The 24,825-nt window shown below is 63.6% G+C and carries 27 protein-coding genes; 14 read left to right on the top strand and 13 right to left on the bottom strand.

Annotation, left to right across the window (positions count from 1 at the left end):
- Positions 1 to 34: 34 nt before the first annotated feature.
- From AWB80_RS19030 to AWB80_RS19015, 4 genes are all read right to left on the bottom strand, one after another.
- Entirely contained in the window at positions 35 to 364 is a 330-nt protein-coding gene (locus AWB80_RS19030) for a hypothetical protein (RefSeq protein ID WP_341866817.1), read from the bottom strand.
- Positions 365 to 377: 13 nt separating this feature from the next.
- Complete coding sequence (locus AWB80_RS19025) at positions 378 to 767, bottom strand: hypothetical protein (RefSeq protein ID WP_061176202.1); 390 nt, start codon at positions 765 to 767, stop codon at positions 378 to 380.
- 168 nt (positions 768 to 935) lie between these two features.
- Positions 936 to 1,133: a hypothetical protein gene (locus AWB80_RS19020; RefSeq protein WP_061176201.1), complete on the bottom strand. Its 198-nt coding sequence runs from the start codon at positions 1,131 to 1,133 to the stop codon at positions 936 to 938.
- A gap of 54 nt (positions 1,134 to 1,187) precedes the next feature.
- Positions 1,188 to 2,612 carry an MFS transporter gene (locus AWB80_RS19015; protein WP_061176200.1) on the bottom strand — a complete coding sequence of 475 codons (1,425 nt, stop codon included), beginning with the start codon at positions 2,610 to 2,612 and terminating at the stop codon, positions 1,188 to 1,190.
- 166 nt (positions 2,613 to 2,778) lie between these two features.
- Here AWB80_RS19015 and AWB80_RS19010 point away from each other — a divergent pair, with 166 nt between their 5' ends.
- The 3 genes from AWB80_RS19010 (at position 2,779) to gnd (ending at position 7,175) form a co-directional block, all read left to right on the top strand.
- The gene (locus AWB80_RS19010; protein ID WP_061176199.1) at positions 2,779 to 3,831 is read left to right on the top strand and encodes an NADP(H)-dependent aldo-keto reductase; all 1,053 of its coding nucleotides are present in this window, start codon (positions 2,779 to 2,781) and stop codon (positions 3,829 to 3,831) included.
- 263 nt (positions 3,832 to 4,094) lie between these two features.
- Positions 4,095 to 6,188, top strand: coding sequence for a transketolase (tkt, locus tag AWB80_RS19005; RefSeq protein ID WP_061176198.1), 2,094 nt, complete (start codon positions 4,095 to 4,097; stop codon positions 6,186 to 6,188).
- 6 nt (positions 6,189 to 6,194) lie between these two features.
- Complete coding sequence (gene gnd / locus AWB80_RS19000) at positions 6,195 to 7,175, top strand: phosphogluconate dehydrogenase (NAD(+)-dependent, decarboxylating) (protein WP_061176197.1); 981 nt, start codon at positions 6,195 to 6,197, stop codon at positions 7,173 to 7,175.
- Positions 7,176 to 7,239: 64 nt separating this feature from the next.
- Here the strand turns inward: gnd and AWB80_RS18995 are convergent, their stop codons facing one another.
- Both AWB80_RS18995 and nodI read right to left on the bottom strand, forming a co-directional pair.
- Positions 7,240 to 8,094, bottom strand: coding sequence for an ABC transporter permease (locus AWB80_RS18995; protein ID WP_279628661.1), 855 nt, complete (start codon positions 8,092 to 8,094; stop codon positions 7,240 to 7,242).
- Between the two features lie 4 nt (positions 8,095 to 8,098).
- Entirely contained in the window at positions 8,099 to 9,064 is a 966-nt protein-coding gene (gene nodI / locus AWB80_RS18990; RefSeq protein ID WP_061176243.1) for a nodulation factor ABC transporter ATP-binding protein NodI, read from the bottom strand.
- A 337-nt stretch (positions 9,065 to 9,401) separates the two neighbouring features.
- On the opposite strand from nodI, the gene AWB80_RS18985 reads away from it, so the two are divergent.
- The gene (locus AWB80_RS18985; RefSeq protein WP_061176242.1) at positions 9,402 to 9,911 is read left to right on the top strand and encodes a universal stress protein; all 510 of its coding nucleotides are present in this window, start codon (positions 9,402 to 9,404) and stop codon (positions 9,909 to 9,911) included.
- Positions 9,912 to 9,926: 15 nt separating this feature from the next.
- Here AWB80_RS18985 and AWB80_RS18980 read toward each other — a convergent pair whose 3' ends face one another.
- The 3 genes from AWB80_RS18980 to lexA all read right to left on the bottom strand — a co-directional run bounded on the left by AWB80_RS18980 (position 9,927) and on the right by lexA (position 11,836).
- Positions 9,927 to 10,526: a DUF2939 domain-containing protein gene (locus AWB80_RS18980; RefSeq protein ID WP_061176196.1), complete on the bottom strand. Its 600-nt coding sequence runs from the start codon at positions 10,524 to 10,526 to the stop codon at positions 9,927 to 9,929.
- 102 nt (positions 10,527 to 10,628) lie between these two features.
- Positions 10,629 to 10,955 (bottom strand): hypothetical protein, encoded by a 327-nt coding sequence (locus tag AWB80_RS18975; protein WP_061176195.1) that lies wholly within the window; start codon positions 10,953 to 10,955, stop codon positions 10,629 to 10,631.
- A 203-nt stretch (positions 10,956 to 11,158) separates the two neighbouring features.
- Positions 11,159 to 11,836: a transcriptional repressor LexA gene (gene lexA / locus AWB80_RS18970; RefSeq protein ID WP_061176194.1), complete on the bottom strand. Its 678-nt coding sequence runs from the start codon at positions 11,834 to 11,836 to the stop codon at positions 11,159 to 11,161.
- A 258-nt stretch (positions 11,837 to 12,094) separates the two neighbouring features.
- Between lexA and AWB80_RS18965 the strand changes: the two genes are divergently transcribed.
- The 6 genes from AWB80_RS18965 (at position 12,095) to AWB80_RS18940 (ending at position 18,126) form a co-directional block, all read left to right on the top strand.
- Positions 12,095 to 13,129 (top strand): sulfate ABC transporter substrate-binding protein, encoded by a 1,035-nt coding sequence (locus AWB80_RS18965; protein WP_061176193.1) that lies wholly within the window; start codon positions 12,095 to 12,097, stop codon positions 13,127 to 13,129.
- 105 nt (positions 13,130 to 13,234) lie between these two features.
- Positions 13,235 to 14,140 (top strand): sulfate ABC transporter permease subunit CysT, encoded by a 906-nt coding sequence (cysT, locus tag AWB80_RS18960; protein WP_061176192.1) that lies wholly within the window; start codon positions 13,235 to 13,237, stop codon positions 14,138 to 14,140.
- A gap of 44 nt (positions 14,141 to 14,184) precedes the next feature.
- Positions 14,185 to 15,045, top strand: coding sequence for a sulfate ABC transporter permease subunit CysW (gene cysW, locus AWB80_RS18955; RefSeq protein ID WP_087131407.1), 861 nt, complete (start codon positions 14,185 to 14,187; stop codon positions 15,043 to 15,045).
- Positions 15,046 to 15,057: 12 nt separating this feature from the next.
- A complete protein-coding gene (locus AWB80_RS18950; RefSeq protein WP_061176190.1) occupies positions 15,058 to 16,128 on the top strand; it encodes a sulfate/molybdate ABC transporter ATP-binding protein in 1,071 nt (356 codons plus the stop codon).
- Positions 16,129 to 16,161: 33 nt separating this feature from the next.
- Positions 16,162 to 17,088: a CysB family HTH-type transcriptional regulator gene (locus AWB80_RS18945; RefSeq protein ID WP_061176189.1), complete on the top strand. Its 927-nt coding sequence runs from the start codon at positions 16,162 to 16,164 to the stop codon at positions 17,086 to 17,088.
- 42 nt (positions 17,089 to 17,130) lie between these two features.
- Positions 17,131 to 18,126, top strand: a complete 996-nt coding sequence (locus AWB80_RS18940) for an asparaginase (protein WP_087131403.1) — start codon at positions 17,131 to 17,133, stop codon at positions 18,124 to 18,126.
- Positions 18,127 to 18,176: 50 nt separating this feature from the next.
- On the opposite strand, the gene lysM is transcribed toward AWB80_RS18940, so the two are convergent.
- The 4 genes from lysM to gcl form a co-directional block, all read right to left on the bottom strand.
- Positions 18,177 to 18,665: a peptidoglycan-binding protein LysM gene (gene lysM, locus AWB80_RS18935; RefSeq protein ID WP_061176187.1), complete on the bottom strand. Its 489-nt coding sequence runs from the start codon at positions 18,663 to 18,665 to the stop codon at positions 18,177 to 18,179.
- A gap of 308 nt (positions 18,666 to 18,973) precedes the next feature.
- Positions 18,974 to 19,882 carry a 2-hydroxy-3-oxopropionate reductase gene (locus AWB80_RS18930; RefSeq protein WP_061176186.1) on the bottom strand — a complete coding sequence of 303 codons (909 nt, stop codon included), beginning with the start codon at positions 19,880 to 19,882 and terminating at the stop codon, positions 18,974 to 18,976.
- Positions 19,883 to 19,909: 27 nt separating this feature from the next.
- Complete coding sequence (gene hyi, locus AWB80_RS18925; RefSeq protein ID WP_061176185.1) at positions 19,910 to 20,710, bottom strand: hydroxypyruvate isomerase; 801 nt, start codon at positions 20,708 to 20,710, stop codon at positions 19,910 to 19,912.
- Between the two features lie 70 nt (positions 20,711 to 20,780).
- Positions 20,781 to 22,556 carry a glyoxylate carboligase gene (gene gcl / locus AWB80_RS18920; protein WP_061176184.1) on the bottom strand — a complete coding sequence of 592 codons (1,776 nt, stop codon included), beginning with the start codon at positions 22,554 to 22,556 and terminating at the stop codon, positions 20,781 to 20,783.
- Positions 22,557 to 22,727: 171 nt separating this feature from the next.
- Between gcl and AWB80_RS18915 the strand changes: the two genes are divergently transcribed.
- From AWB80_RS18915 to rpsR, 4 genes are all read left to right on the top strand, one after another.
- Complete coding sequence (locus AWB80_RS18915; protein WP_061176183.1) at positions 22,728 to 23,681, top strand: LysR family transcriptional regulator; 954 nt, start codon at positions 22,728 to 22,730, stop codon at positions 23,679 to 23,681.
- A 131-nt stretch (positions 23,682 to 23,812) separates the two neighbouring features.
- On the top strand, positions 23,813 to 24,184 hold the full coding sequence (rpsF, locus tag AWB80_RS18910) for a 30S ribosomal protein S6 (protein WP_061176182.1): 372 nt from the start codon (positions 23,813 to 23,815) through the stop codon (positions 24,182 to 24,184).
- Between the two features lie 43 nt (positions 24,185 to 24,227).
- Positions 24,228 to 24,527 (top strand): primosomal replication protein N, encoded by a 300-nt coding sequence (gene priB / locus AWB80_RS18905; RefSeq protein WP_007000151.1) that lies wholly within the window; start codon positions 24,228 to 24,230, stop codon positions 24,525 to 24,527.
- Between the two features lie 2 nt (positions 24,528 to 24,529).
- Positions 24,530 to 24,805 carry a 30S ribosomal protein S18 gene (gene rpsR, locus AWB80_RS18900; protein ID WP_007000150.1) on the top strand — a complete coding sequence of 92 codons (276 nt, stop codon included), beginning with the start codon at positions 24,530 to 24,532 and terminating at the stop codon, positions 24,803 to 24,805.
- The last annotated feature ends 20 nt before the right edge of the window (positions 24,806 to 24,825 follow it).

The raw sequence follows: 24,825 nt of genomic DNA, 5'->3' as shown, positions 1-24,825 counted from the left end.
GCGTGGCTCCTTCGGGAAATGAACGAGGGGCGGCTTACTGCGCGAGCGCGGTGTCGATACGGCGTTCGACGTCCTTCAGATACGTGCGCGATTCGTCGGACACCACGAGGCGCGGCTCCGGGCCATTGCATTTGCAATCGGCGGCGCGGCGCGGCTTCTTGCCTTTCTTGCTCGCGGATTTGACGGGCGCGTCGTCGTCATCGCTTGCCGGCGGCAGCATCGCGAGCGTGGGTAGAGGCGGATAGACCTTCTGCACGGCCGGGCCGAGCGCGGCGAGCGTCTGCACGGACGCGGGCGCGCTCACGTCGAGCGGGCCGGCGAAGGCGCCCGACGTGACGAGCATGCCGGCGCAAAGAATGAGCATTGGGCGCATCGCGTCAGCCTCCCTGAGTCGGCTTGATGGCCACGCTGTATGGCTGTCGCGCGCCGGCAGTGAGGTTTTCCAGGCTGAGCCTGACCGTATGGCGGGCCGGCACGCCTTTCCAGATCGCCTGATTGAGATAGGGGAAGTCTTGCGCGAGCGCCGTGACGAGGATGGTCGTCGGCTGCTTTTGCGCGGCCGCGAGCGCACCGGCTTTCGCGAGGATCGCGGTGAGTTGCGCATCGCGCGCGCCGAGCGCGTCGGCGGGAATCTCGAAACGGACGATCTCGGCGGACGCCGCCTGCTTGTCGATCTGGGCCGTGCTGGCCGCGGGCATCGGCGCGCAGCCGGTCACGGCGACTGCAACGACGATGGCAAAAAGTGACGCTACCCACTTCACTGGCATCTCCTGATTGAGTCATGGCTATATGCGAGTTGTCGGCGCGCGTGAGCGCGACTTGATGGCCGCGCGCAAACGTTTCGCCAAATAGCAAAACTTGACTCAGAAGATGTCGATTCGGGGAATCGGCTTACGCGGATCGCTGTAAACGATGCCGCTACGTTGCCCAATTCGTCAGATAGGCCACCACGCGCCGATGCTCGGCTCCGCGTCTAGCGCGCGCAGGAAGTCGTCGGCGAAGGCGTCGGCGACGCGCTGGCGGTCGGGCGAGCCTTCCGGGAAATCGTGCGGATTCTTGAGGCCGCGCGCGTGGCGGATGGCGGCGACCGTTTCGGTCAGGGCGGACAGGGCGTCGAGGGTGTGGGAGTTCATACGCGGGATTACGGCAGGCGCGGCGAAGGCTTGAGCCTTCGCGTCATGAAATCGTCACGCCTTCGGCTTTCGATGCCCCGAAACCAGCGCCCCCGCGTCCTTCGCGAGCCCGAAGAGATCCACCACGCCGACCAGCCCCACCAACGCGACGATCAGAAACGCGACGCTGAAATCTTCCGGCCCGATCGAATGGGCGTCGTGCCCGTGGAACCACTCGCCGATGCGCAGCGCGATCGCCCCGATCGCGACGCCGATGCCCATCGTCATCTGAAAGAGCGTGCTGGACAGCGCCGATGCGCCGCTCATCTGCGCTTTCGGCACATCGGCGAAACTCAGCGTGTTCAGCGCCGTGAACTGCAACGAACGCGACAAGCCGCTCAGAAACAGCACGACGACGATCACGAGTGTGGGCGTCGTCGGCGTGAGCAGGCTCATCGCGGCGAGCGACAAGGCGGCGAGCACGCCGTTCACGATCAGCACCGACCGGAAGCCGAACTGGCGCATCACGGGCGTGGTGACGAGTTTCATCGACAGATTGCCCGCGAACACGGCGAGCGTGAGCAGGCCGGATTCGAACGCGTTCATGCCGAAGCCGACCTGGAACATCAGCGGCAACAGGAACGGCGCCGCGCTGATCGCGATGCGAAAGAGCGACCCGCCGGTCATCGACACGGCGAACGTCTTCACCTTCAGCGCCGACAGATCGACGACCGGCTGCGTCGCGCGCCGCAGATGCCAGTACGACGCGATACCCGACACCACGCCCACCGCGACCAGCACGCCCACCAGGGTCCAGTCGGCGTCGCTGCGGCCGATCAGTTCCATCGCGTAGAGCAGCGTCGTGCACGCGATGCCGCACAGCGCGAAACCCGGCAGGTCGAAGCGGCGCGTCGCGTCCTCGCGTTCGTTGCCGATGTAGCGCAGCGTCAGCAGCAGGCCGATCAGACCGAGCGGCACGTTCAGATAGAAGATCCAGCGCCACGACGAGTAGGTCGTGATGAAACCGCCGAGCGGCGGGCCGATCACCGGAGCGACGAGGCCCGGCCAGGTGATGATCGCGATCGCGCGCATCAGGCCTTCCTTGGGCGTCGCGCGCAGCACGGCGAGGCGTCCGACCGGCACCATCATCGCGCCGCCGATGCCTTGCAGCACGCGCGCCGCGGCGAAGGCCGGCAGGGTCGAAGTCGTCGCGCACAGCACGGACGCCGCCGTGAACACCGCGATCGCGCTCGCGAACACGGTACGCAGGCCGAAGCGGTCGGCGGCCCAGCCGGAAATCGGAATGAAGACGGCGAGCGTGAGCAGATAGGCCGTGATGCCGAGGCTCATGTCGGCGGGATGCACGTTGAACGAGCGCGCCATCTGCGGCAAGGCGGTGGCGATGATCGTGCCGTCGAGGTTCTCCATGAAGAAGGTTGCCGCGACCAGCATGACGATGAGCGACGAGCCTTTGTTCTCGCTGACACTTGCAGACGGCATCGGTGACGCGCTCCTGCCTGAGGTATTGGAAGCCTGCCATTCTAGCCGCGAGAGCAGACCTTTCGCGGCTATGGTAGTTTTTGCGATTGCCGGAAAACCAGCCAAGCAGCATTTCCGACAATGCGCCGACAGCGCGCAAACACTACGCCAACAAGAGGACTGAGCAATGAAGTTTCGGAAACTGGGTGATTCGGGTGTCGACGTGAGTCTGATCGGGCTCGGCACCATGACCTGGGGCGAGCAGAACACGGAAAGCGACGCGCACGAGCAGATCGGCTATGCGCTCGCTCAGGGCGTGAATCTGATCGATGCCGCCGAAATGTACCCGGTGCCGCCGCGCCCCGAAACGCAGGGCCGCACGGAGGAATATATCGGTACGTGGCTCGCGAAGAACGCTGCGAAGCGCGCGGACATCGTGCTGGCGACGAAGATCGCCGGGCCCGCGCGTCAGCCGCACAATCCGCGGCACATTCGCGGCGCGGGCAACCAGTTCGATCGCAAGAATCTGAACGAGGCCATCGACGGCAGCCTGAAGCGCCTGCAAACCGATTACGTCGATCTGTATCAGCTGCACTGGCCGGACCGCAGCACGATGACCTTCGGACGCCCGAACTATCCGTATCTCGAAGACGAGTACACGGTGCCGATCGAGGAAACCCTCGCCGCGCTCGCGGAGATCGTGAAGGCGGGCAAGATCCGCTATGTGGGCGTGTCGAACGAAACGCCGTGGGGCGTCGCGCAGTTTCTGCGCGCGGCAGAGAAAGTGGGCCTGCCGAAGATCGTCAGCATTCAGAATCCGTACAGTCTCGTGAACCGCACGTATGAACTCGGGCTGTCCGAGTTCACGCACCAGGAAGGCGTCGGGCTGCTCGCGTACTCGCCGCTTGCGTTCGGCTGGCTGTCGGGCAAGTACGAAGGCGGCGCACGTCCGGCCGGCGCGCGCATCACGCTGTACGAACGTTTTCAGCGTTACAGCAAGCCGCAGGCAGTCGCGGCAATCTCGTCGTATGTCGAACTGGCGAAGCGTCACGGCCTGACGCCCACGCAACTCGCGCTCGCGTTCGTCAACACGCGGCCGTTCACGACGAGCACGTTGATCGGCGCGACGTCGATGCCGCAACTGAAGGAGAACATCGATAGCGTGAACGTGGAACTGTCGGAGGAAATTCTGGCCGAAATCGAAGCACTGCACGAACGCCAGCCGAATCCGGCGCCCTGAATTCCCTGTCCGGTCAACGATTTGTCGAAGAATCGGATGGGCTGGCCCCGAATGTGTCAGCATTGACGTTCGTGCGGCGGGTCATCCCATCTTCTGAAACCGCATCCGTTTGTCTGTCGTGCCGCCGTGATGCGGCACGGCGCGCCCCTCGCAATACTCGCCGTGCGGTGCCGGCTGCAAGGCACTACACTTGCTCGATGGTCCTGGTTGCCCGCTGCGGCGCCTTTCGCCACAGCGCGCTCTTTGCAAAGGAGTCGTCGCTCATGTCTCAAGCAACACCGCAGGCCAAAGATCTCGATCGTCTGACGATCGACACCATCCGTACTCTCTCGATGGACGCCGTGCAAAAGGCCAATTCCGGCCACCCCGGCACGCCGATGGCGCTCGCGCCCGTCGCCTTCCATCTCTGGCAGAACCATCTCCGTTACGATCCTGACGCGCCGCTTTGGCCGAATCGCGACCGCTTCGTGCTGTCGGTCGGTCACGCGTCGATGCTGCTGTATTCGCTGCTGCATCTGGCGGGCGTGAAGGAATTCGGCCAGGACGGCAAGCCGACCGGCAAGCCCGCGGTGTCGCTCGACGACATCGAGCATTTCCGCCAACTCGACAGCAAGACGCCGGGCCACCCGGAATACCGCATGACGACCGGCGTCGAAACGACGACCGGCCCGCTCGGGCAGGGTCTCGGCAACAGCGTCGGCATGGCGATGGCCGCGCGCTGGAAGGAAGCCCACTTCAACAAGGGCAAGGACGCAATCTTCGATTACCGCGTCTACGCGCTGTGTGGCGACGGCGACATGATGGAAGGCGTATCGCACGAAGCGGCGTCGCTCGCGGGGCATCTGCGGCTGTCGAACCTCATCTGGATCTACGACAGCAACCGCATCACCATCGAAGGTCACACGGACCTCGCCTACAGCGACGATGTCGAAGCGCGCTTTCACGGCTACAACTGGCACACGCTGCACGTAGACGACGCCAACGACGCCAGCGCGCTCGAAGACGCCATCAACAAGGCGAAGTCCCACACCGACAAGCCGACGCTGATCGTCGTGAAGAGCATCATTGGCTGGGGCGCGCCGCACAAGCAGGACACGTCCGGCGCGCACGGCGAGCCGCTCGGCGAGGACGAAATCAAGCTCGCGAAGAAGTTCTACGGCTGGCCCGAGGACAAGCAGTTTTACGTGCCCGACGGCGTCATGCAGCATTTCGCCGACGGCATGGGCGCGCGCGGCAAGAAGCTGCACGCCGAGTGGAAGCAGCGCTTCGACGCCTACGAGAAGTCGAATCCGGAACTCGCGAAAGAAGCGTGGCTGATGCTCCAGAACAAGCTGCCTGAAGGCTGGGACGCCGATATTCCCACCTTCGAGCCGGACGAAAAGGGCATCGCGACGCGCGACTCGTCGGGCAAGGTGCTCAACGCGATCGCGCCGCGCCTGCCCTGGCTGATCGGCGGCTCGGCGGATCTGTCGCCTTCGACCAAGACGAACCTCAAGTTCGAGGGCGCGGGCAGCTTCGAACACGACAGCTACAGCGGGCGCAATCTGCACTTCGGGATTCGCGAGCACGGCATGGGCGCGGTCTGCAACGGCCTCGCGCTGTCCGGACTGCGGCCGTATGGATCGACGTTCCTGATCTTCAGCGATTACATGAAGCCGCCGATCCGCCTCTCCGCGATCATGGAAGTGCCGGTGATCTACGTGTTCACGCACGATTCGATCGGCGTCGGTGAAGACGGACCGACGCATCAGCCGATCGAGCAACTGGCTTCCTTGCGCGGCGTGCCGGGCCTCTCCACGCTGCGTCCCGCCGATGCGAACGAAGTGGCAGAAGTGTGGCGCGTCGCGCTGTCGCATCCGAAGGAGCCGTCGTGCATCGTGCTGACGCGCCAGCCGCTGCCGACCTTCGATCGCGAGAAATACGCATCGGCCGATGGCGTGAAGCGCGGCGCGTACGTGCTCGCCGATACCGCAGGCGGCAAGAAGCCCGAAGTGCTGCTGCTCGCGACCGGCAGCGAAGTGTCGCTGTGCGTCGAGGCATACGAGAAGCTGAAGGCCGAAGGCATCGCGGCGCGCGTCGTGTCGATGCCGTCATGGGACATCTTCGAGAAGCAGGATCAGGCGTACAAGGACTCGGTGCTGCCGCCGGACGTGAACGCTCGCGTGTGTGTCGAGCAGGCCGCGACGCTCGGCTGGGATCGCTACGTCGGCCGCCTGGGATCGCAGATCGTGATGCACACGTTCGGCGCGTCGGCGCCATTGAAGGCGCTCAAGACGAAATTCGGCTTCACGCCGGAGCGCGTCTACGAAGAAGCGAAGAAGCAGATCGCGCGCGTGAAATCCAACGGCAAGGAGTAAATAATCATGCAGATCGGCATCGTGGGACTGGGACGCATGGGCGGCAACATCGGACGGCGCCTGATGCGCGGCGGGCACACGTGCGTCGTGTACGACCACGCCCCGCAGGCGACCGAGGCGCTCGCCAGCGAAGGCGCGACGGGCGCGAAGGATCTGGGCGATCTCGTCGCGAAGCTGGCCGCGCCGCGCGTCGTCTGGCTGATGCTGCCCGCGGGCAAGATCACCGAAGACACGCTGAATGATCTGCACAAGATCCTCGGCGCGGACGACGTGATCATCGACGGCGGCAACAGCTTCTACAAGGACGATATCCGGCGCGCCGCGCAGTTGCGCGAGCAGGGCATTCATTACGTCGATGTCGGCACCTCGGGCGGCATCTGGGGACTGGAGCGCGGCTACTGCATGATGATCGGCGGCGACGAAGCAGTCGTGCGCCGGCTCGATCCGATTCTCGCGACGCTCGCGCCCGGACGCGGCGATATTCCCGCCACGCCGGGACGCGAAGGACGCGATGCGCGCGTCGAGAACGGCTATATGCATTGCGGACCGGTCGGCTCGGGACACTTCGTGAAGATGGTGCACAACGGCATCGAGTACGGTTTGATGCAGGCGTATGCCGAGGGCTTTCACATCCTCAGGCACAAGGAATCGAAGGATCTGGCGGAAGGCGAACGCTATACGCTCGATCTCGCGGATATCGCCGAAGTATGGCGGCGCGGCAGCGTGGTGTCGTCGTGGCTGCTCGATCTGACCGCCGGCGCGCTCGCTACCGATGGCACGCTCGAACGCTTCTCGACGGAAGTCGCGGACAGCGGCGAAGGGCGCTGGACCATCGAGGCGGCGATTGAGGAAGCGGTGCCGGCGCAGGTCTTGTCGGCGGCGCTTTATACGCGCTTCCGCTCGCGCGATGCCGAATCGTTCCCCGAGCGCATGCTCTCCGCGATGCGCTTCGGCTTCGGCGGGCACCACGAGTTTCCGGCGAAGTAGCGCTGTTTCGTCGACGATGCGAAAACGGCGATGGGCTTCGCAGTCCATCGCCGTTTGTCATTTGTCACTTCATCATGCGCCGCCTGAATAGCCACGCGCAGAGAAAGAACGGCACGACCGCATACGCGATCAGCACGAGCACGTGCACGGCCAGGCCGTCGAACGGGCGGCCGAGCATCGCGGGACGAATCAGTTCGACCGCGTGAAAGAGCGGCAGCACCTGCGTGACGTGCTGCGCCAGCGCGGGCAGTTGCGCGATCGGAAAGAACACGCCGGACAGCAGAAGCATCGGCGTGAGCGCGAGCGTCTGATAGAACATGAAGAAGTCGTAACTCGGCGCGAGCGCGGTGATGACCATCGCGGCGCTGGCGAACGCGAGTCCCGTGAGCACGATGACGGGCAGCGCGATCAGCATCGACGGAAAGCTCGCATAGCCGAGCGCACCCGCGACGACCATGATCGCCACGCCCGACAGCACCGATTTGCTCGCGGCCCAGACGATCTCGCCCAGCACGATATCGCCGAGCGTGAGCGGCGTGTGCATGATCGCTTCCCACGTGCGCTGCACGTGCATGCGCGAGAAGCCCGAGTACATCGCCTCGAAGCTCGCGGACATCATCACGCTCGACGCCGCCGTGCCTGCCGCGAGAAACGCGATATACGACACGCCGTCGACGTGTCCGACCATCAGGCCGAGTCCAAGTCCCAAGCCGAAGAGATAGATCATCGGATCGGCGAGATTGCCGATCATCGAGGCGATCGCGAGCTTTCTCCACACGAGATAGTTGCGCAGCCATACGGACATCCAGTGCGTGCCGTTGGCGGGCAACGCGCTGGACAGCGGCGTGAAGCTTTCCGCGTGCGCCGGCGGCCTGTGCGCGCGCTTCTTGTCGACGCGGGATTGATCGAGCGTATCCATTGACTCAGTCCACCATCTCGCGTCCGGTGAGACGCAAAAACACATCTTCGAGATTTGCCGGACGATGCAGATAGCGCACGTCCGCGCGGCCCTTCACGCGCGCATGCACGGGCTGCGGGTCGTCGACATAGCAGAAAAGCGTTTCGCCGCTGACCTCCATGCGCGCGACCAACGGCGCGAGCTCGGCGGCGAGGGCTTGCGGATCGGGGCCGTAGATTTCGATCACGTCCGAGCCGATCACCGACCCGATGAGATCGCGCGGCCGTCCCTCGGCGATCTTGCGGCCTTCCTCGATCACGCAGAGCCTGTCGCAGAGGCGTTCGGCTTCTTCCATGAAGTGCGTCGTGAGGAGGATCGTCTTGCCGCGCGCGAGCAGCGAGCGCAGGCGTTCCCAGATCAGATGCCGCGCCTGCGGATCGAGGCCGGTGGTCGGCTCGTCCATGACGAGGACATCGGGATCGTTGACGAGCGCGCGCGCGAGCGTGAGACGCCGCTTCATGCCGCCCGACAGTTCACCGACGCGCGCATCGGCCTTGCTCTCCAGCCGCGCGAATTCGAGCAGCGAAGGCACGAGCGCGTCCATGCGCGCGCCGGTCAGGCCGAAGTAGCGGCCGAAAACGGTCAGGTTTTCGCGCACCGTGAAATCGGGATCGAGATTGTCGAACTGCGGCACGACGCCCACGCGCTCGCGCGCGAAACGGGCGCGTGCGGGCACCGGCTCGCCGACGAGCCGGATCGCGCCGCTGTCCGGCGAGGTGATGCCGAGCAGCATCTTGAGCGTCGTCGTCTTGCCCGCGCCGTTCGGGCCGAGCAGTCCGAAGCATTCGCCGGGGCGCACATCGAACGAGAGACCGTCGACGACGATGCGTTCGCCGTAGTGTTTCCTTACTTCGTTGAACTCGATGGCGGGCGGCGTGGCGCTTTCGTCGGCCTCGGTTCGTGTGGTCGGGTGCAATGTTTGATCAGTCATGCTTTCGTGCCGCAGGGAAAACCGCATCGGGAAATCCAGCGGGCTAGTGTAATCCATTGCACCAAGGCAGCGCGTCGCTTGCAACCGCATGCGGCGAGCGCGAGTCAAAGCTGTGCGGGAAGAGTTTGAACCGGTTCCGGCCGATAGTGCCAGAGGCTTGTCCGCCGGTGTGTCCGGGGTTCTGGCACGGTGCGAGCTAGCACGTTCGCGGCGGTTAGCGTTTTCCAGCGTTGCCACGTATGGGGCGACACACCATGATGAAGAAACGCCGCAGGTTAATCGCGCTACGGATCGCATCGAACGGAGCGCGACGGGCAAGTTGGCCAGGGAGGTCACGATGGATAGCTATCGAAAAATCCTGCTGTGCTATGACGGCTCCAGAGAGGGGCGCAAGGCATTGCGGCAAGGCGCGAATCTCGCGCTGGATCTGAATGCCGAGACGCACGTCCTCGCGGTGGTCGACATGCGCTCCAGCATCGCGCAGAGCGCCGGACTGCTAACCGATATGGCCTGCGGACGTTTCGAAGAGGCCGCACGCGACATCCTGCAGGAAGGCGTCGAGTGGCTGCGGGAGCGCGGCCTTCCGGCGCAGGGGCATTTCGCGTTCGGCCATCCGATCGACGAAATCGCGGCGCTCGCGGAAAGTTTGCAGGTCGATCTCGTCGTGGTCGGGCATCGGTGCCGCAGCGGACTCGCGCGCTGGTGGATGGGCGCAGGCAACACGCCGCTGCTCGATCGCGTGAAATGCAGCATTCTCGTTGCCGTGTGTCAGGCGGGTGAATCCGCCGAAGCGGAAGACGAAGCGGCTCATGCCGCGAAGCCGGTCAAGGCCGAAGCGGGCGCTTGACCGTTCGCCGCACGTTCAGCCGTTTAGATCGACCGCGACGAGCTTCCACGACACGAGCCCGTCGCGGCGGAAGATCGCCGAGTAACGCGCATCGCCGGCGCCGTGCTGATACGTGACGACGAACGTGTTCAGGTTTCGATAGCCCGCCGTGGTCTGCGGCGGCGCTTTCGGCGCTTGTTGCGCCGTCGTGACACCGGATGCGGGCGCGTTCGCGGCACTCGCCGATGCGCTATCGCCCGCCTGTGGCGGACGCTCGCCCGGATCGCCGCGCGGCGGAATACCGTTCAGAATGGCCGCGACGCCGTCCGGGGTCGCGTATGAATCGACCAGGGGACCGACGAGCGCCGCGCCGATCATCGCACCGATGATCGCAAGCGGATTGCCGCTTTTCTGAATATCGACGCGCCGTGTCAGCAGCGCGGCGACCTGTTCCTTGAGGCTTGCGCGCAACGCGGGAAAATCGACGTATTGATTGACGGTCTGCGCGTCACGCGCATCGGCCGCGCGCTTAACGCGGTCCAGCGCAATGTAAGGTGACGCGTAGATGAAACCGAGCGCCGCGACGAGAATCAGGACAACGAGCGCGGCAACGACAGAACGGGTAGTGCGGGACATGCGACGGCGAAGCCTCTTTTGCAGAACGTGAATCCGGGATTGACAGCGCGCAGGCCGTTTATATCCCGGAAATTCACGTCCGGCGTGCGGTTCGCCGCAAATTCAGGCGAGGATGCCGCCCGTAAGCCCCGCGTCTTCCTCGGCGATACAGCGGTCGATCATGCGCGACACTTCGTCGATCTTGCCCACCAGAATCACCCGCGATTGTCCGCGGTACACCCTGACCGGCGCGCGCTGTTCAGGTTCCGCATGCACCGTGCTGCTCAGCGACACGCGTGCGAAAGCGGGCTGGCGCGACGGCAGCGCGGGCATTTCGTCGAAGAGATCGGGCGCGGTTTCGGCGCGCGGCATGCCGCACGTGATCAGCGCGCGCAGGTGACGCAGGCGGCCGAACTGACGGAAGGGCAGCAGACGGGCAAAACGTTCCATGATGACTCTCCAGACGATAGGATGCACCGCGGCGCACCGGAACGGCGGCCGTCATGCTTGTTGTGTTTGGGACGCCCTGAACGGACGGTGAAGCAGTTGGTGAGGCTATCTTGATATTTGAACGGGACATTTTCCGTCCCGTTGCGAAAGTCTTTTGCGATCTGCCTTCGACTTTCGCGCCTCGCCGCCCATGAAGCGCGCCGTCAGAACTCGCCCGAGCGGATCAATCCGACTGCGATGCCTTCGAGCGCGAAATCGCTGTTGCCGGAGCGCACGAAAATGTTTTCGTAGTCCGGGTTTTCTGCAATCAGTTCGACGCCGTCGGGGCGGCGCTTCCAGCGTTTCACCGTGACGTCGTCGCCCAGACGCGCAACAACGATCTGTCCGTCCTTCGCTTCGTTGCGCTTCTGCACGGCGAGCAGATCGCCATCGAGGATGCCGGCGTCGCGCATCGACAGCCCGCGCACCTTCAGCAGATAGTCGGGTTTATCAGAGAAGAGCGCGGGATCGCACGAGTAATGCTGCGAGATGTGCTCCTGCGCGAGGATCGGGCTACCCGCCGCGACCCGCCCGACGAGCGGCAGCGACAGTTGCATGATGCTTTGATGCGGCAGCGTGAACTGATGCGGCAACTCCTCGGAGCGATCGATGCGCGATGCATCGCCGAGCAGGCGGATGCCGCGCGACGAACCCGCCGCCAGCTCGATCACGCCCTTGCGCGCCAGCGCCCGAAGGTGTTCCTCGGCGGAATTCGCCGAGCTGAAACCCAGTTCGGCCGCAATCTCGGCGCGCGTAGGCGGGAAGCCGGTGCGGTCGATCGCACGCTGGATGAGCTCGAACACCTGCTGTTGCCGCGCGGTAAGTTTGGATGTCTTGGTCACTGGCTCAGGCCCCGGATGCACTGTATGAATGGACAGGTGACTGTATTTTTATACAGTATTTCGCGCTTTTCAAGCTTTACTTTAAGTTCGTGCCCGCCAGCCCGCGAAACGGCCGGTTGCCGGGCGCGCGCCCTTTTTCCATCCAGGAATAAGCTTCTTAGCAGTTTTTCGTATAAAAAAGTGAATAACGATTATTTTCATTCATATAGGCGCCTCGTTAGACTGATTCCGTCAATTCGATAAGACGGAGAACGGGGAATGCAAAGCATCACACTGGGATTAGGCAAGGGCGCGCGGCGCCTGTTCGCGGCGGCGGCGCTGACGGCGGCGAGCTTCGGCATGGTCACGTCCGCGTACGCGCAGACGTCGTTTCTGAATGTCTCGTACGACCCGACTCGCGAGCTGTATCAGGACTTCAATCAGGCGTTCGCTAAGAAATGGAAGGCCGACACCGGCGAGACGGTGACCTTCAAGCAGTCGCACGGCGGCTCGGGCGGCCAGGCGCGCGCGGTGCTCGACGGCCTGCAGGCGGACGTCGTGACGCTCGCGCTCGCCTATGACATCGATGCACTCGCTTCGAAGGGTCTCGTCAACGCGGACTGGCAGAAGCGCCTGCCGGACAACGCATCGCCGTACACGTCGACGATCGTGTTCCTCGTGCGCAAGGGCAATCCGAAGCACATCAAGGACTGGGACGATCTGGCCAAGCCGGGCGTCTCGATCGTCACGCCGAATCCGAAGACCTCGGGCGGCGCGCGCTGGAACTATCTGGCCGCGTGGGCCTACGCGCAGCACAAGCCGGGCGGCAACGAGCAGACTGCCAAGGATTTCGTGACCAAGCTCTACAAGAACGCCGGCGTGCTCGATTCCGGCGCGCGCGGCGCCACGACGAGCTTCGTGCAGCGCGGCCAGGGCGATGTGTTGATCGCCTGGGAAAACGAGGCGTTCCTCTCGGTGAAGGAGTTCGGCACGGACAAGTTCGAGATCGTGGTGCCGACGGTGAGCATTCTGGCCGAGCCGCCGGTCGCGGTGGTCGACAAGGTCGTCGACAAGCACGGCACGCGCAAGCTCGCCGAAGCCTATCTCAAGTATCTGTATAGCGACGAAGGACAGACCATCGCCGCGCGCAACTTCTATCGGCCGCGTTCGGACAAGGTGCCCGCCGATCTTACGAAGCAGTTTCCGAAGCTGAAGCTCTACACCATCGACGACACGTTCGGCGGCTGGGCCAAGGCGCAAAAGACGCACTTCGCGGACGGCGGCGTGTTCGATTCGATCTATCAGCCGCAGTAAGCAGCAGAAGCGGAAGAAGTGGGCGCAGCGGCGCGTCAATGACGCCGCGCGCCCGAAGCAGCAACGCGCGCCCGACCCCGGCGCGCAACCAAGGATCAATCAAGGATGACGACCCTCACATTCAAGAAGCCGAGCGCGCTTCCCGGGTTCGGCCTGACGCTCGGCATCACGGTGGCATATCTGAGCCTCGTGGTGCTGATTCCGCTTGCCGCCACCTTCGCGAAGACCGCGACGCTCGACTGGGCGCAGTTCGTGCGGGCGGTGACTTCGCCGCGCGTGCTGGCGTCTTACCGGCTGACGTTCAGCGCGGCGCTTGGCGGCGCGCTCATCAACGCGGTGTTCGGCTTTCTGGTCGCGTGGGTGCTCGTGCGCTACACGTTTCCGTTCAAGCGCATCGTCGACGCGATGGTCGATTTGCCGTTCGCGCTGCCGACCTCGGTCGCCGGCATCTCGCTCGCCGCGGTCTATGCGGGCAACGGCTGGATCGGGCAGTATCTCGCGCCGCTCGGCATCAAGGTCGCGTTCACGCCTCTGGGCGTGCTGGTCGCGCTGACGTTCATCGGCTTGCCGTTCGTCGTGCGCACGGTGCAGCCGGTGCTCGAAGACTTCGAGCGCGAACAGGAAGAAGCCGCCGCGTGCCTCGGCGCGACGCGCTGGCTCACGTTTCGCCGCGTCGTGCTGCCTTCGCTCTTTCCCGCGCTTTTGACCGGCTTCGCGCTCGCGTTCGCGCGTGCGCTCGGCGAGTACGGCTCGGTCATCTTCATCGCGGGCAACGTGCCGATGAAGTCGGAGATCACGTCGCTGCTCATCATCACGAAGCTCGAACAGTACGACTACGCCGGCGCGACCGCGCTTGCCGTGGTGATGCTGTGCGTGTCGTTCCTGATGCTGCTGCTCATCAATACGCTGCAATGGTTCCTGCAGCGGCGCACCAGCAAGACGGGCGCGGCGCCTGCCGTCGCGGTCGGCCCCTCGCTGCATGTCGGACATCAGGGCGGAGGTCACGCATGAGCACGCCAAACAGCAAGGCGCTGCCGGTGAACGCCGCCGCGCGCATGCACGAGAACAGCCTCAATCCCGTCACCGAGCCGCGCGCCGTGCGCTGGCTGCTGACGGGCATCGCGCTCGTGTTTCTTGCGCTCTTTCTCGTCGTGCCGCTCGTCGCCGTGTTCGTGCAGGCGTTCGCGAAAGGCATCGACTATTACTTCGAGTCGCTGAAGGACCCGGATGCGTGGTCGGCCATCAAGCTGACGCTCATGACCGCCGCGATCGCCGTGCCGCTGAATGTGGTGTTCGGGCTGGCGGCGTCGTGGGCCATCGCGAAGTTCGAGTTTCGCGGCAAGGCGCTCTTGACCACGCTGATCGATCTCCCGTTCTCCGTGTCGCCGGTGATCTCGGGTCTCATCTACGTGCTGATGTTCGGCGCGCAGGGCTGGTTCGGCCCGTGGCTCGCCGCGCACGACGTGCAGATCATCTTCGCGGTGCCGGGCATCGTGCTCGCGACGATCTTCGTGACGTTCCCGTTCGTCGCACGCGAGCTGATTCCGCTGATGCAGGCGCAGGGCAACGACGAAGAGGAAGCGGCGCACGTGCTCGGCGCGTCGGGCTGGCAGATTTTCCGGCGCGTGACGCTGCCCAACGTGAAGTGGGGCCTGCTCTACGGCGTGATTCTCTGCAACGCGCGCGCGATGGGCGAGTTCGGCGCGGTATCGGTGGTCTCGGGGCACATCCGCGGACAGACCGACACGATGCCGCTGCACGTCGAAATTCTCTACAACGAATACAACTTCTCGGCCGCGTTCGCGGTGGCGTCGTTGCTTGCGCTTCTTGCGCTCGTGACGCTCGGGCTGAAGCTCCTCGCGGAGCGGCGCATGACGCAAGCCATCACCGAAGCCAAGACAACCGCACCGAGTTAAGAGGCCGTCATCATGAGCATCATCGTTCGCAATCTGCAAAAACGCTTCGGCAGTTTCACCGCGCTCGACAACGTCACGCTCGATTTTCCGGCGGGCGAACTCGTCGCGCTGCTCGGACCTTCGGGCTGCGGCAAGACCACGCTGCTGCGCGTGATCGCCGGCCTCGAATTCGCCGATGCGGGTCAGGTCGTGCTGCATGGCGAGGACGTCGCGGAAGTCGGCGCGCGTGAACGTCAGGTCGGCTTCGTGTTCCAGCATTACGCGCTGTTCCGGCATATGACCGTGTTCGAAAACGTGGCGTTCGGTTTGCGCGTGAAACCGCGCCGCGAGCGTCCGAGCGAAGCCGTGATCCGCGAGAAGGTGCATGAACTTCTCAAGCTCGTGCAGCTCGACTGGCTCGCGGAGCGCTTCCCATCGGAACTCTCCGGCGGGCAGCGGCAGCGTATCGCGCTCGCGCGGGCGCTGGCCGTCGAGCCGAAAGTGCTGCTGCTCGACGAACCGTTCGGCGCGCTCGACGCCAAGGTGCGCAAGGAACTCCGTAGCTGGCTGCGCCGTCTGCACGACGATCTGCATATCTCGACGCTCTTCGTCACGCACGACCAGGAAGAGGCGCTCGAAGTGGCGGACCGCATCGTGGTGATGAATCACGGGCATGTGGAGCAGGTCGGCAGCCCGCAAGACGTGTACGATCATCCGCAGACGTCGTTCGTCTACGAGTTCCTCGGCGCGGCGAACCGGCTGCAAGGAAACGTCGATGCCAACGGCTTCGTCGCCGATGGCGCCGCGAGTCCGATCGCCGCCGAAGCGCATTTCAGCGGCCGCGCGCTCGCCTATGTGCGTCCGCACGATCTTTCGCTCTATCCCGCCGATGGCACGCATCGCGACGGCATCGTGGTTGGCGTGCGGCGCGTCGTGACGCTGGGCGGTTCGGTGCGCGTCGAACTCGAAGGCAATGCGGGCAGCGTTATCGAGGCGGAGCTGGATCGCGAGGCATGGCGCGCGCTCAAGCTCGATATCGGCGATGGCGTGACGGCCGTGCCGCGCGCGCTGCGCGTATTTCCGGCCCCGTCGCCGGCGCAATGACATAACGACATAAAAGCATCAAGAGAGGCTGACATGAACTTCCAGCAATTGCGCTTCGTGCGCGAGGCCGTGCGTCAGAACATGAATCTGACGGAGGTCGCCAACGTGCTCTATACGTCGCAGTCGGGCGTATCGAAGCAGATCAAGGATCTCGAGGACGAACTCGGCGTCGATATCTTCATTCGCCGCGGCAAGCGTCTGACCGGCCTTACCGAGCCGGGCAAGGAGGTGCATCAACTGATCGAGCGCATGCTGCTCGACGCCGAAAACCTGCGGCGCGTCGCGCGCCAGTTCGCGGATCAGGACAACGGCCATCTCGTCGTCGCGACCACGCACACGCAGGCGCGTTACGCGCTGCCGAAGGTGATTCGCCAGTTCACCGAGGTGTTCCCGAAGGTCCATCTCGCGCTGCGCCAAGGCAGCCCGCAGCAGATCGCGCAGATGATCATCAACGGCGAGGCGGATATCGGCATCTCGACCGAGGCGCTCGACCGCTATCCGGACATCGTCACGTTCCCGTGCTATTCGTGGCATCACACGGTCGTGGTGCCGAAGGGTCATCCGCTGGTCGGACGCGAGAACATCACGCTCGAGCAGATCGCAGAGTATCCGATCGTCACGTACGACCAGGACTTCACCGGCCGCTCGCACGTCGACCAGGCGTTCGCGAGCGCGGGCGCGCTGCCCGATATCGTGCTCACCGCGATCGACGCCGACGTCATCAAGACGTATGTGGAACTGGGCATGGGCATCGGCATCGTCGCGGCGATGGCGTATGACGCGAAGCGCGACACCGAACTCGTCGCGCTCGACACGCAGCATCTGTTCGAGGCGAGCACGACGCGCGTCGGTCTGCGCAAGGGCGCGTTCCTGCGCGCTTACGCGTATCGACTGATCGAAATGTTCGCGCCGCAACTCGATGAGGCGCAGATCGCGGCCCAGCTTCGCGAAGCGGCGTGATCCCGGCGTAAAACCCATGCCGGCTGATTTACAATCGCCGGCATGAATACTTCCTCTCTCCCTCGCATCGCCGTGCTGGCAACGGGCGGCACCATCGCCGGACAGGCTGGCGATGCCTCGAAGACGGCGGGCTACAAGGCAGGCGTCGTCGGCGTCGACAAATTGCTCGATGCCGTGCCTGCGCTCGGTTCCGTCGCCCGCATCCACGCCGAGCAGATCGCGAGCATCGACAGCAAGGACATGAGCGCCGCGTTGTGGACGACGCTGAGCCGCCGTGTCGCCGCGTTGCTCGCGCAGGACGATATCGATGGTGTCGTCGTCACGCACGGCACCGATACGCTCGAAGAAACCGCCTATCTGCTGCATCTGACCGTGAAGAGCGCGAAGCCCGTCGTGCTGACGGCCGCGATGCGCCCATCGACCGCGCTTTCCGCCGATGGCCCGTTGAACCTGCTCAATGCGGTGACGGTGGCGGCTTCGAAGGATGCGGCGGGGCAGGGCGTGCTGGTCGCGTTCAATAACCAGATTCACAGCGCGCGCGATGTCACCAAGACGAGCACTTACGCCGTCGATGCGTTTCGTTCGCCCGAAACTGGCGCGCTCGGGTTCGTGCAGGATGGGCGCGTCGAGTTTCAACGCACGGTCGTGCGGCCGCATACCGTTGCAAGTGAATTCGATGTCCCCGCCGGGCAGTGGCCGATGGTCGAGATCGTCGCGAGTTATGCGGATGTGTCGCGAGTGGTCGTCGATGCGCTTGTTGCTGCGGGCGTGAAGGGCATCGTTGTCGCGGGCACCGGCAACGGCTCGATGCATGCGACGCTTACGCAAGCGCTCGTTGATGCGATGAAGCACGGCGTTGTGGTGGTGCGTGCGTCACGCGTGGGGGCCGGGCATGTGATGCGCAACGGCGCGGCGAATGATGATGCGCTCGGGAGCGTCAGTGCGGGGACGCTCAACCCTTATAAGGCGCGGGTGTTGTTGATGCTTGCTTTGACTTCGGGGGTTAAAGACCTGCAGCGTGTTTTTGATATGTACTAAAAAAAACGCGGACCGAAGTCCGCGTTGGAATAGTCGCAAAACAATAAAATTCAGTTCGCCGCGGGAATCCGCAACACCTGCCCCGGATAAATCTTGTCCGGACTCTTCAGCATCGGCTTGTTGGCCTCGAAGATCGCATCGTTCTTCGAGCCATTGCCATAATATTTCTCGGCAATCTTCCAGAGATTGTCACCCGACACGACAGTGTGATACCGCGACTCGGGTTCGCTATTCGGCACGGTCAGTTGATCGTCCACCTTGTCGACGTGCTGGACGTTACCCGCAGCCACAAGGATCTTCTCCTTTGTAGCCTGATCCGGCGCCTGACCCGAAACGGTCACCGTATGCGACGCGCCGTCATATTTCACATCGAGATTGTCTGCGTTGAGGCCTTGCGAACGGATGTACGTCGCGATGGCTTCGCCCGCCTTCTGATTCAGCGCCGCGACATCGACCGGCGCTGGAGCCGCCTGCGCGCTCGGCGTGGCTGCGCCGAACAGTTTTTCGCCTGCTTCCTTGATAAAGCTGAGGATTCCCATTGTTCAACTCCTTGATTAACGGTAGTGATACGGCCCGCGAAGTCTAGGCAGATTAGTCGCGATCACCACCAGATAGTTCTGAGTTTCAACAAAAGGATTTGTAGCACCGCTCATGCGTGAGCGTTAGGACGCAAATTGCAACAATCCGACGCGGACACCCGACGACAAACCGTCTGACCGACCAAGGCTTACCCGGCGCACCGCCGGGTGCCGCTCTCGGACCCCACTATTGCCGCCCTCAGCCCAGAGCGACAGTTGTCCCGCGTGCCCATACGCGGGACGCCCCACGGTTCAGATGACGATGCGAATCACGCAGCAGCCTTGGCTTGCTGCGGCTCATCGGCCACCTGGAAGTTCGACATGATTTCGAGCGCACGCACGAGCGCCGAGTGATCCCACGCCTTGCCGCCGTTCGCGGCGCACACGCTGAACAACTGCTGCGCGCTCGCCGTGTGGGGCAGGGCGAGGCCCATCTTGCGCGCGCCGTCGAGCGCGAGGTTCAGGTCTTTCTGATGCAGTTCGATACGGAAGCCCGGATTGAACGTGCGTTTCGTCATGCGCTCGCCATGCACTTCGAGAATGCGCGACGAAGCGAAGCCGCCCATCAGCGCCTTGCGCACGCGCTCCGGGTCCGCGCCCGAGCGTGCCGCGAAGAGCAGCGCTTCGGCGACCGCCTCGATGTTCAGCGCAACGATGATCTGGTTCGCGACCTTGCAGGTCTGGCCCGCGCCGTTGTCGCCGATGAGCGAAATGTTCTTGCCCATCAGGTCGAAAAGCGGCTTCGCGATGTCGAACGACTTCTCCGGACCGCCGACCATGATCGTGAGCGTCGCTTCACGCGCGCCGACTTCACCGCCGGAAACCGGCGCGTCGAGATAGTCGCAGCCGAGCGCGTTGATCTTCTTCGCGAACTCCTGCGTCTCGAGCGGGGCGATCGAGCTCATGTCGATGACGAGCTTGCCCTTCGAGAGACCATTCGCGACGCCGTCGTCGGCAAACAGCACATTGGCGACATCGGGCGTGTCGGGCACCATCGTGATGACGATCTCGCTCGCCTGCGCGACCGCGCTCGAATCCGCGACGACTTGCGTCTGCGCGCGGATATCGTCCGGCACGGGGAACTTGCCGTTCACGACGAGCGAGTGGCCGCCCTTGATGAGGTTGCGCGCCATGTGCGCGCCCATGATGCCGAGGCCAATGAAACCGATCGTTGCCATACTTCGAGCTCCTCCTGTGTGTCAGATTTACGCGGCAGCCGTGGCTTTCACGCCGCCGATGCTTTGCAGCCAGCCGAGGCCCGCTTCCGTGCCGTTGAGCGGCTTGTACTCGCAGCCGATCCAGCCTTGATAGCCGATCTCGTCGAGCAGCCCGAACAGGAACGCGTAGTTGATCTCGCCCGTGCCCGGTTCGTTGCGGCCGGGGTTGTCGGCGAGCTGGATGTGCGCGATCTGCGGCAGGTTCTTTTTGATCGTCGCGGCGAGTTCGCCTTCCATGCGCTGCATGTGATAGATGTCGTACTGCAGGAACAGGTTGTCCGAGCCGACCGCGCGGATCACGTCCAGTCCTTCCTTCGAGCGGTTCAGCGCGAAGCCCGGAATGTCGTAACCGTTGCACGGCTCGACCAGCAGCCTGATGCCTTCCTTCTTCAGCGCTTCAGCGGCAAAGCGCAGATTCTCGATGATCGTCGCACGCGCCTGCTCCGCCGATACACCCGCCGTCGGAATGCCGACGAGGCAGTTCAGTTGCGGCACGTTCAGCGCCTTCGCGTATTCGATCGCGCGCGGCACGCCTTCGCGGAATTCCGCGACGCGGTCCGGCAGGCAGGCGATGCCGCGCTCGCCCGCTTCCCAGTTGCCCGCGGGCAGGTTGTGCAGCACGATCTGCAGGTCGTTGTCCTTCAGACGCGTCTGGATATCGCTGATCGAGAACGCGTAGGGGAACAGGAACTCGACCGCCTTGAAACCCGCGTTCGCCGCCGCCGCGAAGCGGTCGAGGAACGGGACTTCGTTGAACAGCATGGTCAAATTCGCGGCAAATTTCGGCATTGTTCTTTCCTGATGGTCGGTCAGTGAATGTGCCCCGCGCGTTCCTGTCATGAACGCGCGGCGGCATTACTTAGTCGAGCGGCGTAACGGCAGTCGGTGCATCCGCCTTCGTTTCGGCGAGTTCCTCGAACTCGTTGATCGCGTCGATCTCGGTGCCCATCGCGATGTTGGTCACGCGCTCGAGAATCATCTCGACGACGACCGGCACCTGATGTTCGGCGGCCAGCGCCTGCGCCTGCTTCAGCGCCGGGGCGATGTCTTCCGGCTTGTGCACGCGCAGTGCCTTGCAGCCGAGGCCTTCGGCCACCGCGACGTGGTCCACGCCATAGCCTTCGAGTTCAGGCGCGTTGATGTTGTCGAACGCGAGCTGCACGCAGTAGTCCATGTCGAAGCCGCGCTGCGCCTGACGGATCAGACCGAGATACGAGTTGTTCACGACCACATGCACGTACGGCAGCTTGAATTGCGCGCCGACCGCGAGCTCTTCGATCATGAACTGGAAGTCGTAGTCGCCCGAAAGCGCGACGATCTTGCGTTGCGGATCGGCCGCACGCACGCCGAGCGCGGCGGGGATCGTCCAGCCGAGCGGGCCGGCCTGGCCGCAGTTGATCCAGTTGCGCGCCTTGAACACGTGCAGGAACTGCGCGCCCGCGATCTGCGAAAGACCGATCGTCGTGACGAAGCAGGTGTCGCGGTCGAACGCGAGGTTCATCTCTTCGTACACGCGCTGCGGCTTCATCGGCACGTTGTCGAAGTGCGTCTTGCGCAGCATGGTGCGCTTGCGCTGCTGGCAGTCCGCGACCCATGCGCCACGATCCTTCAGCTTGCCGGCGGCCTTCCATTCCTTCGCCACTTCGACGAACAGTTCGAGCGCGGCCTTCGCATCCGACACGATGCCGAGGTCCGGTCCGAACACGCGGCCGATCTGCGTCGGCTCGATATCCACGTGCACGAACTTACGGCCCTTGGTATAAACCTCGACGCTGCCGGTATGGCGGTTCGCCCAGCGGTTGCCGATGCCGAGCACGAAGTCGGAGGCGAGCATCGTCGCGTTGCCGTAGCGGTGCGACGTCTGCAAGCCGACCATGCCGGCCATCAGCGGGTGATCGTCGGGGATCGCGCCCCACGACATCAGCGTCGGAATCACGGGCACGCCGAGCGTTTCGGCGAACTGCACGAGCAGATCTTCCGCCGCTGCGTTCAACACGCCGCCGCCGGAAACGATCAACGGCTTTTCGGCGTCGTTCAACATCGTCAGCGCCTTTTCGATCTGCGCGCGCGATGCTTTCGGCTTGTAGACCGGCAGCGGTTCGTACGTGTCGATGTCGAATTCGATTTCGGCGAGCTGCACGTCGATCGGCAAGTCGACCAGCACCGGACCCGGACGGCCCGAGCGCATCAGATGGAATGCCTGCTGGAACACGCGCGGCACGAGCGCCGGTTCGCGCACGGTGACGGCCCACTTCGTGACCGGCTTGGCGATCGATTCGATATCGACGGCCTGGAAGTCTTCCTTGTACAGACGCGCGCGCGGCGCCTGGCCGGTGATCGCGAGAATCGGAATCGAATCCGCCTGGGCCGAATAGAGGCCGGTGATCATGTCCGTGCCCGCCGGGCCCGACGTGCCGATGCAAACGCCGATGTTGCCGGGCGCGGCGCGGGTATAACCTTCGGCCATGTGCGATGCGCCTTCGACGTGGCGCGCCAGCACGTGGCTGATGCCGCCCGACTTCTTCATCGCCGAGTAGAACGGGTTGATGGCCGCGCCCGGCACGCCGAACGCGGTATCGATTCCTTCTTTTTCCAGCACGAGGACGGCTGCGTCGACGGCTCTCATCTTGGGCATGGTTGTCTCCTTCCTGGGGTCTTGATCCGAAATGGCTGTCTGCATTCAAGCAGGGTTCCGTTGCACTTTAAGTCTGTGAAAAAGGTTTGATAAGATCAGCCGAAGTCGCTTTTTCCCAAACAAAAAGTATGGAATGCCCGTTCCGCGCGGTCTGGCGGCTGGAGACGAGAGATGGACCGCTTCAAGCAGATAGAGACTTTCGTGCGCGTGGCCGAGGCGGGGAGCCTCGCCGCGGCGGCGCTGGAGGAGGGCGTGTCGCCGGTGATACTCGGGCGGCGCATCGACGCGCTCGAAAAACGCCTCGGGGTGAAGCTGATGTATCGCTCGACGCGGCGACTCGTCGTGAGCGAAGAGGGCGCGGCGTTTCTCGACCGCTGCAGGAATCTGCTGTCGGAATGGGATCAGGCGGAAAACGAACTCGCAGCGGGGCGGCGCGCGGTGGGCGGGCATCTGATCGTGTCGGCGCCGGCGGCGTTCGGCCGCATGCACGTCGCGCCGCACGCGCCCGCGTTCCTCGCGGACAAGCCGGAATTGCAGATGTCGTTCAATCTGACTGATCGCGTCGTCGATCTGGTGCGCGAGGGTTACGATCTGTCGATTCGCATTGGTGGAGCGGTCGATCCGAACTTCGTCGCGGTGAAGCTGGCCAGCAACCGGCGCGTTGTGTGCGGCACGCCTGCCTATTTCAAGAAGCACGGCAGGCCGAAAGCGCTCGAAGACTTGCCGAATCACAATTGCCTCGCGTTCAATCTGCAGGGCGGCCAGAATCGCGGCTGGTATTTCCGGCGCAACGGCAAGGTCGTGACCGTGCGCGTCACCGGCAGTCTCGATTGCAACGACGGCGAGTTGCTGCACCGCTGGGCGTCGGAGGGGCTAGGGCTCGGCTGGCGCTCGACGTGGGAAATCCAGCGGCAACTGGAATCGGGCGAACTTGAAACCGTGCTCGACGAGTTCGAATTGCCCGATTACGACATTCTCGCGGTCTATCCGCAGCAACGTTACGTGCCGGCGCGCGTGCGCTACTTCATTGATTATCTTAAGGAAATCTATGCGCAGCCCGGTTACTGGAGCCGTCGCCTGACACTTCCCGGAGAACCGCAGCCGGAGCATGCGCACGGACGCTAACTGCTTGAAAATGCGATCGAAATTGCATTTGCGTGAGCGCATACAAAAAGCTATAATCTTTGGCTTCTCACTTGCCGCACCGGTCCGACGCCCGGGTGGCTTTTATCCATAAGTCAGCACAAGGAGTGAATATGCGTCATTACGAAATCGTCTTTATCGTGCACCCCGATCAGAGCGAGCAAGTGCCCGCCATGATCGAGCGCTACAAGGGCACGATCACGTCGCACGGTGGCCAGATCCACCGCATCGAAGACTGGGGCCGTCGCCAACTGGCCTACATGATCGAGAAACTCGCGAAGGCTCACTACGTCTGCATGAACATCGAATGCGACCAGACCACGCTCGAAGAACTCGAACACGCGTTCAAGTTCAACGACGCCGTTCTGCGTCACCTCATCGTCAAGATGAAGAAGGCCGAAGCCGGCCCGTCGCCGATGATGAAGGAAGTGCAGCGCGAAGAAGCCAAGAAGGCGGCCAGCCAGCCGTCCGAAGCGCAGGCTTAAGGACAGTTTCGAACTGTCAAGCCACCAGGAACGAACACTTTAAGTGAACCGGCTGCAACTGACAGCAAGCGTCGTGGAACGCGAACCGGTGCGGTACACGCCCGCCGGCATCCCGATCGCAAGCTGCACGTTGCAACACGCGGCAGAAGTCGTCGAAGCGGGCATCGCCCGAAAGATCGAACTGACACTGCAGGCGGTCGCGGCCGGAGAAGCGAGCGGCAGGCTGGAAAGCTGTCCGATGGGCGTCGAAACACGCTTCACCGGCTTTCTGGCGAAGAAGAGCCGTAACGCGCGAACCCTGGTGTTTCACATCACAGAATTGCAGGACATTGGAAAGGACTAATCATGCCCCGCCCGACTGGTAAGAAATTCGACAAGCGTCGTCAGCAACAAAACCCGCTCTTCAAGCGCAAGAAGTTCTGCCGTTTCACGGCAGCCGGTGTCGAGTACATCGACTACAAGGACACGGAAACGCTGAAGGACTTCATCGGCGAAAACGGCAAGATCACGCCGGCTCGTCTGACTGGCACGAAGGCGCACTATCAGCGCCAGCTCGACACGGCGATCAAGCGCGCGCGTTTCCTCGCGCTCCTGCCGTACACCGACCTGCACAAGGCCTAATCAGACGACGCACTAAGGAA

Origin of the sequence: Caballeronia pedi, assembly GCF_001544915.2 — a bacterium.
Classification (GTDB): domain Bacteria; phylum Pseudomonadota; class Gammaproteobacteria; order Burkholderiales; family Burkholderiaceae; genus Caballeronia; species Caballeronia pedi.
Note: the sequence above shows the minus strand (reverse complement) of the source record. Positions and strands in the feature narration are given on the sequence as shown.

Bases quoted from the DNA above. Each gene is read 5' to 3' on its own strand.
- AWB80_RS19030 (WP_341866817.1), bottom strand. From the start codon at position 364: ATGCTCATTCTTTGCGCCGGCATGCTCGTCACGTCGGGCGCCTTCGCC.
- AWB80_RS19025 (WP_061176202.1), bottom strand. From the start codon at position 767: ATGCCAGTGAAGTGGGTAGCGTCACTTTTTGCCATCGTCGTTGCAGTC.
- AWB80_RS19020 (WP_061176201.1), bottom strand. From the start codon at position 1,133: ATGAACTCCCACACCCTCGACGCCCTGTCCGCCCTGACCGAAACGGTC.
- AWB80_RS19015 (WP_061176200.1), bottom strand. From the start codon at position 2,612: ATGCCGTCTGCAAGTGTCAGCGAGAACAAAGGCTCGTCGCTCATCGTC.
- AWB80_RS19010 (WP_061176199.1), top strand. From the start codon at position 2,779: ATGAAGTTTCGGAAACTGGGTGATTCGGGTGTCGACGTGAGTCTGATC.
- tkt (WP_061176198.1), top strand. From the start codon at position 4,095: ATGTCTCAAGCAACACCGCAGGCCAAAGATCTCGATCGTCTGACGATC.
- gnd (WP_061176197.1), top strand. From the start codon at position 6,195: ATGCAGATCGGCATCGTGGGACTGGGACGCATGGGCGGCAACATCGGA.
- AWB80_RS18995 (WP_279628661.1), bottom strand. From the start codon at position 8,094: ATGGATACGCTCGATCAATCCCGCGTCGACAAGAAGCGCGCGCACAGG.
- nodI (WP_061176243.1), bottom strand. From the start codon at position 9,064: ATGACTGATCAAACATTGCACCCGACCACACGAACCGAGGCCGACGAA.
- AWB80_RS18985 (WP_061176242.1), top strand. From the start codon at position 9,402: ATGGATAGCTATCGAAAAATCCTGCTGTGCTATGACGGCTCCAGAGAG.
- AWB80_RS18980 (WP_061176196.1), bottom strand. From the start codon at position 10,526: ATGTCCCGCACTACCCGTTCTGTCGTTGCCGCGCTCGTTGTCCTGATT.
- AWB80_RS18975 (WP_061176195.1), bottom strand. From the start codon at position 10,955: ATGGAACGTTTTGCCCGTCTGCTGCCCTTCCGTCAGTTCGGCCGCCTG.
- AWB80_RS18965 (WP_061176193.1), top strand. From the start codon at position 12,095: ATGCAAAGCATCACACTGGGATTAGGCAAGGGCGCGCGGCGCCTGTTC.
- cysT (WP_061176192.1), top strand. From the start codon at position 13,235: ATGACGACCCTCACATTCAAGAAGCCGAGCGCGCTTCCCGGGTTCGGC.
- cysW (WP_087131407.1), top strand. From the start codon at position 14,185: ATGCACGAGAACAGCCTCAATCCCGTCACCGAGCCGCGCGCCGTGCGC.
- AWB80_RS18950 (WP_061176190.1), top strand. From the start codon at position 15,058: ATGAGCATCATCGTTCGCAATCTGCAAAAACGCTTCGGCAGTTTCACC.
- AWB80_RS18945 (WP_061176189.1), top strand. From the start codon at position 16,162: ATGAACTTCCAGCAATTGCGCTTCGTGCGCGAGGCCGTGCGTCAGAAC.
- AWB80_RS18940 (WP_087131403.1), top strand. From the start codon at position 17,131: ATGAATACTTCCTCTCTCCCTCGCATCGCCGTGCTGGCAACGGGCGGC.
- lysM (WP_061176187.1), bottom strand. From the start codon at position 18,665: ATGGGAATCCTCAGCTTTATCAAGGAAGCAGGCGAAAAACTGTTCGGC.
- AWB80_RS18930 (WP_061176186.1), bottom strand. From the start codon at position 19,882: ATGGCAACGATCGGTTTCATTGGCCTCGGCATCATGGGCGCGCACATG.
- hyi (WP_061176185.1), bottom strand. From the start codon at position 20,710: ATGCCGAAATTTGCCGCGAATTTGACCATGCTGTTCAACGAAGTCCCG.
- gcl (WP_061176184.1), bottom strand. From the start codon at position 22,556: ATGCCCAAGATGAGAGCCGTCGACGCAGCCGTCCTCGTGCTGGAAAAA.
- AWB80_RS18915 (WP_061176183.1), top strand. From the start codon at position 22,728: ATGGACCGCTTCAAGCAGATAGAGACTTTCGTGCGCGTGGCCGAGGCG.
- rpsF (WP_061176182.1), top strand. From the start codon at position 23,813: ATGCGTCATTACGAAATCGTCTTTATCGTGCACCCCGATCAGAGCGAG.
- rpsR (WP_007000150.1), top strand. From the start codon at position 24,530: ATGCCCCGCCCGACTGGTAAGAAATTCGACAAGCGTCGTCAGCAACAA.